Source organism: Microaerobacter geothermalis (assembly GCF_021608135.1).
Taxonomy (GTDB): domain Bacteria; phylum Bacillota; class Bacilli; order DSM-22679; family DSM-22679; genus Microaerobacter; species Microaerobacter geothermalis.
The window spans coordinates 1-16,096 of sequence record NZ_JAKIHL010000039.1; the positions used below are offsets into that span (position 1 = coordinate 1).

A 16,096-nucleotide genomic window follows, 5' to 3' on the forward strand; every position below is an offset into this window, starting at 1 on the left:
TCCCGAGGACTCAAGAGTTTAACCCAAAGATATAACGAACTTCGTCAAGGTTGGCGAACCGCCTAGTGCGGAACCGCATGCTAGGTGGTGTGAGAAGACGGGGGTTAGTCGCCCCCTCTTACTCGATTTATCTTCTTTGGAAACAATCACGGCAATAGACAGGCTTCTCACCGCTTGGCTTAAAGGGAACCTCAGTTGAAGCGCCGCATGCGGAGCAGGTGGCACGGTACATTTTGCGCGGGGCACGGAAGGAGTTGTTATCTCTTCTGTTGTTTCGCACATTTTGTTTTCTGGCTGATCTGCACTCAGGACATCTTAAGGGTTCATTTTTGAATCCCTTTTCTGCATAGAACTCCTGTTCATTGGCGGAGAAAACAAAAGTTTTTCCGCAATCTTTACATTCTAAATTCTTGTCTACATAAACCATTTTCCAATCTCCTTTGTTTGGGGGATGAACTGTAATTGAGCAGCATACCTTTACCAAACAAGGAGTTGGTTTAATGTATCTACCACACCAAATACAGTTTGTAATTAGAATATAAATGATTTTGGAAAGAATTACAATCCCTATTTATAGCGACAGAGTTAGAGAATTTCCGGCCTTATGTATTAAAGAATCAGCACATCAAATACGATGTCGTGAAAAAATTCACAAAATATTAATGATTAAATTCCAAGATTTCAGCTATGATGAATGGTATAAAGGATTACTGATTTGGAGGAGATTAGGATGAAAAAACATTCAAAAATCGTTGTTGTCGGCTGTGGAGCAGTTGGTTCAACTTTTGCGTATACCGTTCTCGTAAAAGGGATGGTCAACGAATTGGTTTTGATTGATGTGAATCCCGACAAAGCGGAGGGAGACGCTTTAGATTTAAACCACGGGATCCTTTTGGCTCAACCAATGAAAATCAAAGCGGGTACCTATGAGGATTGCAAAGGGGCTGATATTATTGTTATCGCCGCAGGGGCCAATCAGAAACCAGGAGAAACCAGACTTGATCTCATGCAGCGAAATGTGACGATCTTTCGTGAAATCATTGGAGAAATTATCCAATATAATCAGGATGGAATTTTGTTAATTGCTACCAATCCCGTGGACATTCTTACTTATGTTGCTCAGAAAATATCTGGTTGGCCCAAGGAAAGAGTGATGGGTTCGGGGACCTTACTGGATACGGCTCGTTTTCGATATTTGATTGCCAAAAAGCTAGACATTGATCCGCGAAGTATTCATGGCTTAATCGTAGGGGAACATGGAGATACCGAGGTTCCGGTATGGAGTTTGCTTAATGTTGCAGGAACAACCCAAAAGGAGCTGCAGCATCATTCAAGGCTGCGATTATCGGAAGAAGATAAAGAAACAATTTACGAAGATACCAGAGGCGCAGCATACCAAATCATACAGAAAAAAGGCTCCACCTATTACGCCATTGCCTTATCCCTGGCCAGAATTTGTGAGGCTATTTTACAGGATCAGCGTTCTGTTCTTCCAGTTTCCACTTATCTGCAAGGCTATTTAGGGATTGATGATGTGTGTATTGGTGTTCCTTGCATCGTTGGGAAAAATGGTGCAGAAGAGGTTCTGGAACTTCCTCTTTCCGAAGATGAAAGACAAAATTTGATCAAATCGGCGGATCAGTTGAAACGGTTCTTAAATCAAGTATCCATTTAATTCCAGTTTATGCTATTTCAATTTGGCTATATTGAAAGGTATGAATAACCTGAAATACAGGTTCTTCTACCTCTTTTTTTTATCTAAAAATTGTTTAAGGACGTTCGAAGTGATAAGGGTCAATATCACAATCATCAGAAAGGACAATACCACGACGCCCGCCATTCCTAACCACTCAATCGAGAATAATACCCCAATAATGGTGATTATCGCGCTGATCAGTGTCCCAAAAGCCAAAATGTTAGATAAGAATCCCCTTTTCATGCAAATTCCTCCATGCAGCTTATCTTATTATCATCATACGGGGAAGGAAAGTTTTTGTGCATAAGACATATACATGGAGAAAGGTTGTCTTCATGGAGGGGTTTGGTTGAATCCGATCGGGGTATTATATTTCATCCATTTTATTTTTTCTATGGTCATTTCATTTTCAAATTTGTTTATGAATGTGTTTTTTTGGCATCTGCAGCAGGATTTTTTGACCATTGGGGTTTTCAATCTTTTTTCTGTCACCTTTATATTTATTTCCACATTAACAGGTGCTTGGTTCCTGCGTATATCAGGAAGTAGAAGCACCTTTGTTTTATCTGCTTTGCTTGCCTTTTTCCAATTTTTCTTTTTGCTTGTTTTTAAACATTTTCATCTTGATTTCCTGCCTTTTTTGGGCATCCTTTACGGGAGTTATATTGGACTATTCTTTATCAGTTTTAATTTATATCTCCTTTGGTTTTCAAATGAAAAAAACCGTTCCTTTCTGGTTGGTTTGGAGTATGTGATATCGGGGCTGGCACAATTGCTCACGCCCATTGCTTCTGGAATGTTCATCATGATTAAAGGCTATCAAGTAACTTTTTTTATCATCCTGATTTTATTGTCTGCTCAAGTGATCGCCAGTTTTTTTTCACCTAATCTTCAGGTCCGGTCAAAATTCAGTAAACGAAATTTATTTATGCCAAAGGATGAAAAATTGTTAAACATCGGGTTTGTCTCTGCAGCCTATGGATTCTTTTTCTCTTTTATTCAGCTTTCATTCGGTATTTTCATCTATCTTTTTTTGCAGAATGAATTTTCCCTGGGAAGCTGGAATATGTTTTTCTCCTTCTTGACGATTGTTACCTATTGGGTGGTAGGAAAGGTGTTAAATCAATCCAACAGGGATTGGCTGGCCAGGATGGGCATGATATTGGCCGTGGTGATTACCCTTACTCTTCTTATTCCTTCAGCTCCTTTGTTTGTCCTCTTTAATCTGGTCATTTCTGTTGCCCTACCCCTATTATGGCTTCCTGTGACGACTCTTCATTTCAAAAACATGATTTATTTTTCACAACAGACAAAAGAAATTGGGATGACCAGACTGATGGAGACCTTGGTATTCAGAGAATTTGCCATTGCATTAGGCAGAATCGCCTTTTTTCTCTTCATTGTGATCGGGTTTGATGTAGGAATGGGATTTTCCTACTATCTCATGGTTGTCCTGATCATTTTTTTGCCGGTGGGAATGTACTTCCTTCACCACCAATTAGAGGAAAATGGGTAAAAAACAATCATCGGTATATCCTTCCCTTGATCTGTTCATAATGGTAGATAGATAATCTATGATTCTATGAAGAGAGGGAAGGAGAGGTTTTGTGGTGTTCAGAGATTTTGTCAATTTGTTTAAACCTTCTTATTTTAGACAGGGGACCCTGATGGTAAGGAAGTACAGAAATGCGGCCGATAGGGAAAGGGATTGGATTCGCCGTTTTGTTCGTACGTTTAACGAAGAATTTAAAATCCCGCTGGAATTAAGGAAAGATGGAACCGTTCACCATGTGGAAGTTTCCGATGAACCGAAGGAACATCCTTTTTTGGAAAGAGCAGTAAGGGACCTTCAGGGGATGCTATATCAAAGGGGCTCCTATATCGATCTGATGGCTCTGCGTCTCTTTATCAATGAAGAGATACAGGAACATCGGTATAGTCAATTTGCCCATTTGATATCAAAAATGTTGGGTACACCTGCCAATATTGAATCAGTGTTGAAATTATATGTGAGTGTAAAAGGGGGAAGAGACTCGCTCTCTGAAGAGGTTCGAAAATCCTGGACTATTCACAATTTAATCCGATTTATCGAGGAGAATTTTTCAAAGGAAGATTTAGAAAATCAGCTGCATATCAAGTATTCCGACTGGAAAAAAAAACCGGGTCCCCTCCTAAGAGAAATGGAATACAAAATGGAAATGGAAATAAGGGGACAGTTAATACAGGAAATTCTGTTGGAGAGAAGGCCGGTGAAACCTGTTACTTTGGAAGATATCGATCAAATGGGTGATTCCGGGAAGGAATTTGAACGATTTCTTGGAATGTTATTTGAAAAGATGGGCTATCAGGTTGCTTACACCAAGACAACGGGAGATCAGGGTGGAGATTTGATCCTGGAGAGGCTTGAAGAAAAAATAGTGGTTCAAGCAAAGAATGTTTCTGCTCCGGTTGGAAATTATGCCATACAGGAAGTTTACGCAGCAAAGGGTTATTATGGATGCCATACTGCTGCGGTGATCACAAACAGGGATTTTACTTCCCCTGCCAGGGAGTTGGCGGAGCACTTAAAGGTAAAACTGGTAAACCGGGAACAATTGGCTGAATGGATTGAGCGTTTTTGGAACCGTGAGAAAACCTATTGGAATCTTGTGAAGGAACCCATCTCTATAGAAGAAGTGTGGAATACGGAATATCATTTTTCACCTGAAGAAAGCAAAGTGAACTAGCAAACTGCCGCTCAGATTCATTGGGCGGTCTTTTGTTTGTAAATCGGAAATTATATTGACAATTTTCGTCGGAGGATTTAACCTTTTATTTAAAATAATACATACCAACTGGTCGGTATAATAACCTGTGAAGGGAGGAGATCCATTGAGCCTTAAGAAAAAACAGGGGGAAGAAACCTATCATAGAATTCTCCTTGCTGCCTTTGAGGTTTTTTCTGAAAAAGGATATGAAAAGGCATCGGTAAACGATATTTGCAAAAAGGCTGGAATTACTAAAGGAGGCCTCTACTTTCACTTTCATTCCAAAGAGGAGATTTTTTTTAAGCTTCTGGAGCAGCATGTGGAAGAACGGCAGAGAAGACTGCTGTCCTATCAATGGGCTGGCAATTTGAAAGAGACGATTTATCGGCTGGTGTCAATCAGCTGCAAGGAAAACTACTCTAATTCTTCCATAATTCTTGAGTTTTACGCATTGGCTGGAAGAGATGAACAGATCAGGGCAAAGATTGAATGGATGTACCAGAGTTTTCAGCAATTTCTCGTCAAGTTTATCCAACAGCAGATTGAGGAAGGTTACCTTTCTCAACAGCTGGATGCCGAGAAGAAAGTTCCTGTCTTGATGTCTACCATGGTAGGCTCGTTTATTATGCTAAAGATGAATCCGAGGGGTGTTGATCTGGACACCATGATTGAGGAACTGACCCAGATGATTTATTCGTACTTGGAAGTGGACGTGTAAATCTTTAGATCTGGAATTAAAGATTTACACTTCCGCTTGTCGAGTTCGTCAGGAAGTAAATCAGGTCCGCTTCAAGGCTAAAGAACGGAGCCCTCAAAAACATCTGGGTATTTCAAAGGTGGAGTCAGTTTGAGGGCTAATTCCCGTTCTTTAGCCTCGCCGCTCAGTACGAACTCGAAGGCTGTCCGTATAAATTCTTTAATTCCTTCTAAATATCTGTACGGAACTAAAAAAATGTTCCACACCTATAGAAATAAAATTTGATTCAGACTGTAAAGGGAGAGGACATAAACATGAGATGGAGAATTTACTATATTTTGCTGTTTCTGCTCATTTTCATTTTAAGCGGTTGCGGGAGCGAGGAAGTTTCTAATGAATCGTTAAAGACGGTCTATATAACCGAAGTTACATTTTCTCAACCTGTTCGGGATTCTCAGTTAACAGGTATATTGCAGCCGGAAAAGGAAGCCATCTTATCCTTTCAAGTGGCGGGGCAGATTGAACAGGAAATGATGGAAATTGGAACCGAGGCGAAAAAGGGAGAAGTTCTCGCTGCGATATCCTCAGAACTCTATCAGTGGCAGGCAGAAGCGGCCAGGGCACAACTTGATGAAGCCCAAGCTGTTAGACAACAGGTGGAATCCGGAGCCAGAGCGGAAGAAATAAAGCAGGCGGAAGCCGTTTTTAACCAAGCCAAGGCATCAGCTGAGCTTGCTCGAAGTGAGTATCAGAGAATGAAATCGCTGTATGAAGCAGGGGCCATTTCAGAATCTGCCTTTGAGGCGGTCATCACAAAGTTGGAAGTATCGGAACAACAGTTGACTCAGGCTGAGGAAGCCTATCAACTTACCCTTAAAGGAGCCAGAGATGAACAGAAGAAACAGGTTGCGGCAAAGGTGAATCAAGCTTCATCTCAGTCGAAATTGTCACAAGAACAGCTTGAAAAGACGAGGCTAACAGCCCCGTTTGAAGGAGTCGTTCTGGAAAAATTTGCTTCAGTCGGGGAGTTGGTTTCCCCTGGAAGAGCTATTTATCGTTTTGGGTATATAGACCATTTAAAGGTTTCACTCCCTGTTCCTAGTAAAGAAATAAAGGATTGGTCTACAGGGAAAAAAGTAAAAGTGGTTAATGGGACTATGGTGAAAGTGGGGGAGATTACCCGGGTATCCCCAGCGACCAATCGTGGAACAGGTACTGTAACCGTAGAGGTGGTTGTCGACAATAAAGACAGAGCATGGCTATCAGGGGAGACGGTTTCAGTCATTAATCAGATTCAAGAAGAAAAGGGAATTTATCTAAATCCCTCAGCAGTAATTCAAAAAGGAGAAGGAGGACCCTATGTATTTATTTTTGAACAGGGGCAGGTTCGGAAACAGAAAGTGACGGTCAAGAAAGTGGTGAAAGGAGATCTTTTGGTCACTTCAGGTTTAATAAGCGGACAAAAGGTGGTTGTCCAAGGAGCCAATTTTTTATCTGACGGAGAAAAAGTATTTGGAGAGGAGGTAAAGTAAGTGATAGCCTTTCTCTTAAAGTATCAGAAAATTACCCTCCTTTTCTTTGTAATGGCTGTATTGGTGGGAGCATTCAGTTTTGCCGGGCTAAAACAAAGGGAAAATCCTGAAATTGCCTTAACCGTAGCAACCGTTACAACTGTCTATCCCGGTGCATCTCCGGAAAAAGTAGAGCAATTGGTTACCAAGCCCCTGGAAGAAAAAATAAATGAGATGGATAATATCGCTTCTGTGAAGTCTACTTCCATGGCTAATCTATCCTACATCGTCGTTGAATTAAAACCCGGAGGGGATAATCAACGCTCATGGGATATCCTTAGGCAGAAGGTGCAGTCTGCTGAAAGTGAGTTGCCTGATGAAGCTGAAAAACCGGTCGTTAATGATGATTTGGCAGGGATTGCCCAGCAAATTTTACACGTTGTCGTAGAAAAGAGAGAAGAGATTGAAGGTCTACGTCCGATTCTCGAAAACTGGAAGGACCAATTAAATACCGTTGAAGGAGTAAGCAATGTGTCCATCGTTGGACTGCCTGATCAGGAAATCAGCATTTCATTGGATGCTGAACGTCTGGCAGCCTATGGACTTCCATGGGGAGTGGTTTATCAATCCCTGGAAAACAAATATAATCGGGTGCCGTTAGGAACCGTAGAGGAAAAAAATCGGCAATTTTATTTAAACCTGACGGGGGAATGGGAAACGGTTGAAGATATTGGAAACACCGTTGTTTATCGAACACCGTCCGGAGTTCCCGTCAAGTTAAAAGAGGTAGCTACAGTTGAATTATCAACAAAGAAGAGAAAGGTCGGCATTACTTATAACGGAAGACCGGCAGTGGATCTTGTGATCCGGTCGGAAAAAGGAGTCGATATCCCTTCTCTTCAGGACAGACTTGATAAAAAAATCGAAGAACTAAAAAAACAGCTTCCTGTTGATGTGGAGGTCATATCTCTGTTTAATCAAAAGGAAAGCATTAATCGCTTATTTTCTGAGTTAGGCCGGGAACTGCTGATAGGAATGGTTGCGGTAATCATCGTTTGCTCATTGGGATTAACCATTGCAACGGCTCTTATTGTAGCGTTGGCCATTCCCATTTCTATTGCCATCGGGTTTATACCCCTGGATGCGTTGGGGATTGATTTAAACCAGATTACCATTGCGTCCCTCGTAATTGTGCTGGGAATTCTGGTGGATGATGCCATTGTTGTCAATGATAATATTGAGAGAAGGCTATCTTTGGGGGATCCTCCCTTTAAAGCTTCTGTAGAGGGAAGCCGTGATGTGGCCATTTCCATCACCACAGCTACGATAGCAACGGCTGCTGCCTTTTTCCCCCTATTCTTTTTAAAGGGGGATATTGGGGACTTTATCAAGCCCATTCCTGTGGTCGTAAGTCTTACCTTGGGAGTATCAATGATCATGTCACTTACCATTGTGCCTATTTTCCGACAGTGGATGGGTGAGCGACAATCTGTTTTTTCAAATAGATATGAAGCTAAATCACCGGGTTTATTAGGAAAACACCTTTATCAATTAAGTATTTATTATGAAAAGCAGATTCATCGATTCTTGCGCCGCCCGCTGCTAACAGGTGTAGTCGCTTTAGCTGTTGGCACCAGCAGTTTTGGATTGCTTCCTTATTTGGGTGTTCAATATTTCCCTAATGCAGAGCGGGAAGAGTTTTTAATTGACTTTACGTTGCCAACCGGTAACAGCTTAGCTGTGACAGAGGAAGTCGTTGAAAAAGCTGCAGCCTGGGTAAAAGAGCAACCAGGGGTCGTTTCTGTATCTGCTTATGCGGGAAGAACAACACCAAAATTTTATAACACCGAATTGGAGCGTTCAGGAGTAAATGAAGGTCAGCTATTTGTCAAGATTGACAGAAAAGTAACAGAGACGAAAGAATTGATTACACCTTGGAGAAATCAACTGCAGGAGATGTTTCCCGGTGTCGAGATTTTGCCCCGTGAATTGGAATCAGGCCCGCCGGTCGGTGCTCCCGTTGCCATTCGCATCAATGGAACGGACTTGGAGGAACTAAGAAAGTTGTCCCAGGAAGTTCAGAATATGTTGTATAAAATCCCAGGCGCTGTTAATATTTCCGATGACATGGGTATGGATATGTATACCGTTGATTTGGAACTGAATAAGGAAAAAGCTAGCCTCTATGGAATCTCCGATAAGGATTTATCCACAACCGTCCGATTGGCCGTCGAAGGTGTGGAGGTGGCTCAGTATCAGAAGGGGGATCAATTGTTGGATGTTACCCTTTACTCAGGAGACAAAGATCGGCAATCCTTAAATCACATCGAAAGATTATTGGTTCCTTCGGCAAATGGTGAACCTATCCCTTTAAGTGAAATCGTCTCCTTGAAACCAAATTGGATGACTAAAGCCATCCATCATAACAATCTGACCAGAACGGTAACGGTACGCAGTTATGCCCAAGGAAGACTCCCAGATGAGATCATGACGGATCTAAATCACTATTTACAGGGCCTATCCTTGCCGCCGGGGTATTTTATTGAAATTGGAGGAGAGACTGAAGAAAGGGATGCTGCTTTTACTTCGATTGGAAAGCTATCTCTGATCGTTTTACTGTTAATTTATATCATCATTGCCATGCAGTTTTATTCATTGTCTATTCCCATTCTTATCCTGTCAACCGTTTATTTGGCTGGCGGAGGAGCAATAATCGGCTTATTCATTACTAGGGAACCCATTGGATTTATGGCTTTAATGGGTATGGTGAGTCTATCGGGAATCGTAGTAAGAAATGGGATTGTTCTCATCGAATTTATTGAACAGGCGAGGAAGAAAGGACTTGACTTGTACGAAGCCGTAGCAACAGCAGGGAAAGCCCGTCTGCGCCCTATATTATTAACCATGGCTACAGCGGTGTTCGGTTTAACGCCGATGGCTATTCTGGGTGGGAGCTTATGGGGGCCCATGGCGGTGACCATTATTTCCGGTTTGATTTTCTCCACTGCTCTAACCTTGGTGGTGGTTCCCTCTTTGTATGTATTGCTGGCAAAATGGAGAGACAAAAGCATAAATCATCCGGAGCACCCTTCTGAGAAAGTATCTTTCTAACGATAGCATCCATGTAGACGGAATTAAAGAATCTAGTTATCTGAGAAAAGTGGCGGCAGGCTCCTGAACAAGTTTAATTCGACATCTATATTTCCACTTTTATATAAAAATGGGGGGGACTTTTTTAAAAAAATAAAGTATAATCTAATCTGTAGGAAACTATCCAAGGGGTGATTATCTTCCGCTATTTATGTGGTAAGCGAGGATTCCCATAAAGGTATAAAAAATTTCGATTGGGTTGTTGTGTTGTCATTTCCTCTGGTCAAAAAAATCAGAATTGAGGAGATATTATGGCTAGGCGACTAGCGACTGAATATACGAAGGTGTATTTGGAATTAAGCGAACTGGAATTTCATCAATTTATCCAAATGTTTACCATGGAAAATTTTCGTATGGAAATTAAGATTTTGGATAATGGCGATCGTGAACTCATTTTGTATGAAACCAATCATCAGGTAACCCTCTCCTTTGTCAAGCAAGAAAATCAATATATTTGTTACGGTTCTTATCTCATTCGTGATTTGGAATTGGCATCTTTGATGAGAAAAGCGATATCAACTTTCAAGGGTAGTGCAACGGTTCATCGTATCTACTCCAATTTCACCATGATTTATCAGTATCATAACGGAATCGTTGTCTCCATCAAAGAGCTGAACAAAGAGAGAGAGCGGATTATTTACCAGTATAAGGATTCGCTGGGTGAATTTGAGAGATTATATAGAAGCCAATGGGCTGAACAAGAGATTTATAAGATTCGCATGAAAATTAATGAATTGCTGGATAAACGGAATCGCCACAAGGATCATGTAGAAATGAGAAATCAGATTGACCAATCCCTGAAAGAATTATCCAACTCCTTGTTTATTCTGGAAGCGTAACTTGTTTCCTTTTTTACCAAAAAAAATTACAATTTTTTTTCAAAAGCCTATTGCAAGTTTGCAAAGGACGTGATATTTTTATTTTCGTTAATGTTAATAGGAACCAGGATTCACTCAATGAAAAGGGGACTCTTTTGATAAGTGTATACCCCCAGTAGTGAATGACGCAGGTCCTAGCGATTTTTTAAAAATATTTTGCTAGGAAGGGGGAACCGAAAGATGGAATACTCAACTTTCGGAAGACATGTTGCCATTGACACTTGGGGAGTCGATTTTGACTTGCTAAACAACGCAGAATGGTTACAACATCAAATGGTAGAAGCTGCAGAAACATCTGGAGCTACAATCTTGGGAGTACAATCTAAGAAATTCGAACCTCAAGGAGCTACTGTTCTTTTGCTCCTATCAGAAAGCCACTTGTCGATTCACACTTATCCTGAGAAGGGATTTGCTGCTATTGATTGCTATACTTGCGGCGAAACCGTTGACCCGCAGGTGGCGATTGACTACCTGATCTCTGTGCTAAAGCCTGCGAAGTATTATGCCAAGAAATTAATTCGCGGCGTTGGGGAAATGGAAGTCGTAAATCCCGAAGTAAAGGTGTCCAGCCTGGTTCGTTAAATTTGAACCTAAAAACGGAACATGAACAGGATTAACGAAACATTAAACGCCCATCCGATTCAGGATGGGCGTTTTTTCGATTTTTCTAGAATCTTTTCATTCGGAGTTACAAAAATCGTTTTCTGATTGTCGTAGATTACAAAACCAGGTTTGGCTCCATTCGGTTTTTTTACGTGTTTTACTAAGGTATAGTCGACAGGGACTTGACTGGAATGCCTGGCTTTACTGAAATAGGCTGCCAATTGGGCTGCTTCTTTAATTGAAATTTCATCAACATCTTTACCCCTGATGACCACGTGGGAACCGGGTATGTCTTTAGTATGAAGCCAAGTATCTGTAGGTTTTGCCAGTCGGTTGGTTAAATAATCGTTTTGCTTGTTATTTTTACCCAAGTATATGGTGAAGCCAGTTGATGATTGGAACTGCTCCAATTGGGGCAAATGCTCTCTTTTTTTGCTTCCTTTCATTCTTTTTCTATGTTTTAAATATCCTTGTTCCTGCAGTTCTTCTCTGATTTCCTCAATGTCTGACAAAGAGGCATGGCTCAGCTGATGTAAAATGGTATTCAAATAATTGATTTCCTCCCGGGTTTTATTGATCTGTTTTTTTAACATGATCAGGGAGGTCTTGGACTTATTATATTTTTTGAAGTAATGCTGGGCATTTTCAGCGGGTGATTTTTTTGGGTCCAGTGGGATGGAAACAATGGCATCATCTTTTTCATAATAGTTGTTGACCAGTGCTTCCTTATCTCCTTTTTTTATCTGATGCATATAGACGGTAATTAATTCTCCGTACAATTTGTAACGTTCGCCGTCTTCGGCGTCTTTTCGTTCCCTTTCCATTTTTTCCAGCTTGTTCTCATTTTTTTTTAGCTCATGCTGAAGAATACGAAAGAGATCCTGCCCTTTTTGCTTCACCAGATCCTGTTCAGCTTTATGCTCAAAGTAGTGTTCCAGACAAAGGCTCATAGATTCAAAGGTTTTAATATTTCCTTCCACATGAGAAAGGCGAACCGCTGAAAAGTAGATTTTTTTCCCGCTGTCAGCAAGGGTGGGCTGATATTGTTTATGTTTTATCTCTTCCATGATGCTGGAGAAGCTCTCCCATAAGTTTTCTCTGTTTGGTAGTCCGGCCCGATAGAGAATTTCCTTTGCAACTAATGGACTAAGGCCTGTAAACTGATTCACCAGTTGTTGATCCAGTTTCCCTTGATTAAACTGAAGGGAACGGATGAATTGGTCCTCGGTGATCCATAACGGATTTTTTTTTCCTTGATCAGGGGGAAAGATATACTCCCTTCCTGGAAGAACGGTACGGTAACGGCTCATACTGAGCGTTACATGGCGAATGCTATCTATCACCCGATTGGAAGAGGGGTCAACCAATATCAGATTGCTGTGTCTGCCCATCAGTTCAATCACCAGTTTTTTTAATGCGATATCTCCCATTTCATCTCTGGTGCGAACCTGCAGGATGATGATTCTTTCGAGATTTACCTGCTCAATTTCTTCTATGATTCCCCCCTCCAAATGCTTTCTTAGCAGCATGCAAAACATAGGAGGCTCTGCTGGGTTCTGAAATTCCCTATCAGTTAGATAGACACGTGGAAAAGCAGGGTTGGCCGAAAGAAGAATCTTAAGATTTTTGCCTTTGGCTCGAATATGGAAGACCAAATCTTCTTCTTCAGGCTGATATATTTTAGATATTTTCCCTTGTAAACAGTTTGATTTTAGTTCATTTGCAATGGCATGTATCACAAACCCGTCAAAAGACATCCTATTCAACTCCAATCATGCTTACTTACTTCGAATCATTCTTATATTTGCCTGCACACAGACATCATTTTTGAAATCTACAGATGTTTTACAGGACTCCGTTTTTTACACTTGAAGCAGACCTGAATCACTTCTTGTACGAACTCGACTAACGGACATGTGAATTTTTGAAAGGAAAATACATTTTCATTTTGTGACCCTTCGGGTCATGTTTGTTTTGTTCCGCATCCATAGTATAGCATTTTTTTTGGCTTGTCTGAATAAGGTAGCATAGTAGGTTGTTTCGAAGGGGAGGATGACGGTTGAATAATCGAAAATGGTATCGTGAAGAGGTCGCCCGGCTCGAACAAGTATTACATACAGATTTGAATCATGGGTTAACCTGGAAAGAAGCGAAAAGAAGACTGAATTACTTTGGACCGAACAGCCTGAAGGAAGGGAAAAAGATAAATCCGTTTTTCCAATTTTTAAACCAGTTTAAGGATTTTATGGTATTGGTACTTCTTGTAGCAACCCTCATTTCAGGCTTGCTGGGAGAATATACAGATGCCATTACGATCATTGCCATTGTAATCATTAATGCGGTTCTTGGTTTTGTTCAGGAATTTCGGGCAGAAAAATCTTTAAAGGCACTAAAGGATTTAACGGCACCCAATGCTCATGTGATTCGTGATGGTAAGCTTCAGGAGATTTCTGCCAATGAAGTGGTTCCCGGTGATTTGGTATACGTCGAAGGAGGAGACCGCATACCGGCTGATATACGGATTATATCTAGTAAAGGGTTGCTTGTGGATGAATCATCTTTAACCGGAGAATCAGTTCCGGTAGAAAAGACAAATCAAATGATTTTCAATGATCAAATTTCTTTGGGGGATCAGCTAAACATGCTTTTTATGGGAACAATGGCAACCAGAGGTTCTTGTCAGGGGATAGTTGTGGCAACTGGAATGGACACAGAAATGGGTCGTATTGCCCATCTGATTGAATCTTCCGAAGAAATTCAAACTCCCCTCCAACAAAGGTTGGAGCATCTTGGAAAGGTTTTGGTGCTGTTAGCCATTTTGTTAACGATCGCGGTTGTGGTCACGGGAATAAGTCATGGACAAAATGCCTATCAAATGTTTTTAACGGGTGTAAGCTTGGCGGTAGCTGCCATTCCGGAAGGACTGCCTGCCATTGTCACCATCGTCTTGGCTTTAGGAGTGCAGAGGATGATCAAGCGTAGAGCTATTGTAAGGAAGCTTCCCTCTGTAGAAACCCTCGGATGCGCCACTGCCATATGTTCAGATAAAACAGGAACATTGACACAAAACAAGATGACGGTTACAAAGATCTGGCTGGACGGAAATGAAAGATTCCTAACGGGAAGTGGATATGAGCCAAAAGGTGAGTTTGTTCAAAACGGAAAGAAGATCGATATAAAAAATGATCTATTTACAAGTCGCTTTTTAGAGTTATCGGTGATGTGCAACCATGCCCATCTAATTAAAAAAAAAGAAAAGGGTTCATTCATAAATAGAAAAACAGAATGGGAAGTTGTGGGTGATCCAACCGAAGGGGCACTGTTGGTGGCGGCAGCCAAAGGGGGAGTCTGGAGAGAACAAATACTATCAAAGTGGGAGTTCATTGAAGAAATCCCATTTGACTCTGAAAGGAAAAGAATGTCCGTGATTCTAAAAAATCATAGAAATGAGATGATGGTTGCCGTCAAAGGAGCCCCTGATGTCATTTTGGAACATTGCACCCACATCGTTTGGCATGGGAAGGTGGTACCGCTTACACCGCCCATAAAATTCCATGTATCCAACAAGATTACACAATTCGCAGAGCAGGCTTTACGCACGTTAGCCATTGCCTACAAAGAAATTCCCAGGTCATCGGGTACAGGCCGCACCATGCAAAATATTGAAGAAAATCTTGTTTTTGTTGGATTTCATGGGATGATTGATCCTCCCAGAAAGGAGGTCAGTCAGGCAATCCTGGATTGTAAACGGGCCGGAATTAAGACTATTATGATTACCGGTGATCACCAAAAGACGGCCGAAGCCATTGCGAAACAACTTGGGATGTTTCCGCCAAATGGGAGAACAATCAGCGGAGTAGAATTGGATCAACTGTCCGATAAGGAATTTCTGCAGGCAGCAGAGGATATTTATGTGTATGCCCGTGTTTCTCCTGAACATAAGCTTCGGATCGTGAAAGCGTTGCAGAGCAAAGGCCATGTGGTGGCCATGACCGGTGATGGGGTAAACGATGCCCCGGCCATAAAAGCTTCCGATATTGGGGTCTCTATGGGGATCACAGGAACGGATGTGGCAAAAGAGGCATCTGCATTGGTGTTAAGTGATGATAATTTTGCCACGATTAAAGCGGCTATAGAGGAAGGAAGAAGCATTTATGATAATATCCGAAAGTTTATCCGCTATTTATTGGCTTCCAATGTGGGTGAAATATTAGTCATGCTGATGGCGATGGTTGCAGGGCTTCCTCTACCATTAGTGCCGATTCAAATATTGTGGGTCAACCTGGTAACCGATGGATTGCCTGCCATGGCATTAGGGGTTGATCAACCTGAAAAGGATACGATGAACCGCCCACCCCGGAACAGGAAGGAGAGTATTTTTTCTAGAGGCCTGGGATGGAAAATTTTAAGCAGAGGATTTTTAATTGGTTTATCCACCCTTGCTGCATTTGTTTTGACCCTGCAGTCTGATCCGGAAAATTTGGTTAAGGCGCAAACTATGGCATTCACCACCTTGGTTATGGCTCAATTAATCCATGTATTTGATTGCAGAAGTGAGCGGTCCGTATTTCATCGAAATCCCCTGCAAAATAAAATGCTGATTTTGGCAGTGATTTCTTCCATTGTGCTGCTACTTGGAGTATTGTATGTAGAAGGGCTGCAGCCCATCTTCAGAACGGTGCCCCTTAATCTAACCGATTGGGGATTTGTTCTTTTCTTTGCAGCCATTCCAACATTTTTTGCCGGTCTTCCTCATTTGTTCAAAAAATAGGAGTATAGGCATGGAAAAAAAATTGGAAGTAGAGTATGATAAG

General features: G+C 41.4%; 12 protein-coding genes. 9 read left to right on the plus strand and 3 right to left on the minus strand.

Going from position 1 to position 16,096, the window contains the following annotated elements; genetic code table 11:
• Positions 1–127 precede the first annotated feature (127 nt).
• On the minus strand, positions 128–427 hold the full coding sequence (locus tag L1765_RS12965; RefSeq protein ID WP_236407911.1) for a zinc-ribbon domain containing protein: 300 nt from the start codon (positions 425–427) through the stop codon (positions 128–130).
• Positions 428–730: 303 nt separating this feature from the next.
• Here L1765_RS12965 and L1765_RS12970 point away from each other — a divergent pair, with 303 nt between their 5' ends.
• On the plus strand, positions 731–1,675 hold the full coding sequence (locus L1765_RS12970; protein WP_236407912.1) for an L-lactate dehydrogenase: 945 nt from the start codon (positions 731–733) through the stop codon (positions 1,673–1,675).
• A gap of 66 nt (positions 1,676–1,741) precedes the next feature.
• Here the strand turns inward: L1765_RS12970 and L1765_RS12975 are convergent, their stop codons facing one another.
• On the minus strand, positions 1,742–1,939 hold the full coding sequence (locus L1765_RS12975) for a hypothetical protein (RefSeq protein ID WP_236407913.1): 198 nt from the start codon (positions 1,937–1,939) through the stop codon (positions 1,742–1,744).
• Between the two features lie 106 nt (positions 1,940–2,045).
• On the opposite strand from L1765_RS12975, the gene L1765_RS12980 reads away from it, so the two are divergent.
• The 7 genes from L1765_RS12980 (at position 2,046) to speD (ending at position 11,261) form a co-directional block, all read left to right on the plus strand.
• A complete protein-coding gene (locus tag L1765_RS12980; protein WP_236407914.1) occupies positions 2,046–3,212 on the plus strand; it encodes an MFS transporter in 1,167 nt (388 codons plus the stop codon).
• Positions 3,213–3,306: 94 nt separating this feature from the next.
• Complete coding sequence (locus tag L1765_RS16130) at positions 3,307–4,422, plus strand: restriction endonuclease (RefSeq protein ID WP_236407915.1); 1,116 nt, start codon at positions 3,307–3,309, stop codon at positions 4,420–4,422.
• A 145-nt stretch (positions 4,423–4,567) separates the two neighbouring features.
• Complete coding sequence (locus L1765_RS12990; protein WP_236407916.1) at positions 4,568–5,161, plus strand: TetR/AcrR family transcriptional regulator; 594 nt, start codon at positions 4,568–4,570, stop codon at positions 5,159–5,161.
• Between the two features lie 293 nt (positions 5,162–5,454).
• Positions 5,455–6,672 carry an efflux RND transporter periplasmic adaptor subunit gene (locus tag L1765_RS12995; RefSeq protein ID WP_236407917.1) on the plus strand — a complete coding sequence of 406 codons (1,218 nt, stop codon included), beginning with the start codon at positions 5,455–5,457 and terminating at the stop codon, positions 6,670–6,672.
• Positions 6,673–9,762 carry an efflux RND transporter permease subunit gene (locus L1765_RS13000; RefSeq protein ID WP_236407918.1) on the plus strand — a complete coding sequence of 1,030 codons (3,090 nt, stop codon included), beginning with the start codon at positions 6,673–6,675 and terminating at the stop codon, positions 9,760–9,762.
• A 290-nt stretch (positions 9,763–10,052) separates the two neighbouring features.
• Positions 10,053–10,640 carry a non-ribosomal peptide synthetase module gene (locus tag L1765_RS13005; protein WP_236407919.1) on the plus strand — a complete coding sequence of 196 codons (588 nt, stop codon included), beginning with the start codon at positions 10,053–10,055 and terminating at the stop codon, positions 10,638–10,640.
• Positions 10,641–10,859: 219 nt separating this feature from the next.
• Positions 10,860–11,261 (plus strand): adenosylmethionine decarboxylase, encoded by a 402-nt coding sequence (speD, locus tag L1765_RS13010; RefSeq protein ID WP_236407920.1) that lies wholly within the window; start codon positions 10,860–10,862, stop codon positions 11,259–11,261.
• A 59-nt stretch (positions 11,262–11,320) separates the two neighbouring features.
• Here speD and L1765_RS13015 read toward each other — a convergent pair whose 3' ends face one another.
• Positions 11,321–13,039, minus strand: a complete 1,719-nt coding sequence (locus L1765_RS13015; RefSeq protein WP_236407921.1) for an Rqc2 family fibronectin-binding protein — start codon at positions 13,037–13,039, stop codon at positions 11,321–11,323.
• A 302-nt stretch (positions 13,040–13,341) separates the two neighbouring features.
• Between L1765_RS13015 and L1765_RS13020 the strand changes: the two genes are divergently transcribed.
• On the plus strand, positions 13,342–16,053 hold the full coding sequence (locus tag L1765_RS13020) for a calcium-translocating P-type ATPase, SERCA-type (RefSeq protein WP_236407922.1): 2,712 nt from the start codon (positions 13,342–13,344) through the stop codon (positions 16,051–16,053).
• Positions 16,054–16,096 lie beyond the last annotated feature (43 nt).

Bases quoted from the DNA above. Each gene is read 5' to 3' on its own strand.
- speD (WP_236407920.1), top strand. From the start codon at position 10,860: ATGGAATACTCAACTTTCGGAAGACATGTTGCCATTGACACTTGGGGA.
- L1765_RS12995 (WP_236407917.1), top strand. From the start codon at position 5,455: ATGAGATGGAGAATTTACTATATTTTGCTGTTTCTGCTCATTTTCATT.
- L1765_RS12970 (WP_236407912.1), top strand. From the start codon at position 731: ATGAAAAAACATTCAAAAATCGTTGTTGTCGGCTGTGGAGCAGTTGGT.
- L1765_RS13015 (WP_236407921.1), bottom strand. From the start codon at position 13,039: ATGTCTTTTGACGGGTTTGTGATACATGCCATTGCAAATGAACTAAAA.
- L1765_RS12975 (WP_236407913.1), bottom strand. From the start codon at position 1,939: ATGAAAAGGGGATTCTTATCTAACATTTTGGCTTTTGGGACACTGATC.
- L1765_RS13005 (WP_236407919.1), top strand. From the start codon at position 10,053: ATGGCTAGGCGACTAGCGACTGAATATACGAAGGTGTATTTGGAATTA.
- L1765_RS12965 (WP_236407911.1), bottom strand. From the start codon at position 427: ATGGTTTATGTAGACAAGAATTTAGAATGTAAAGATTGCGGAAAAACT.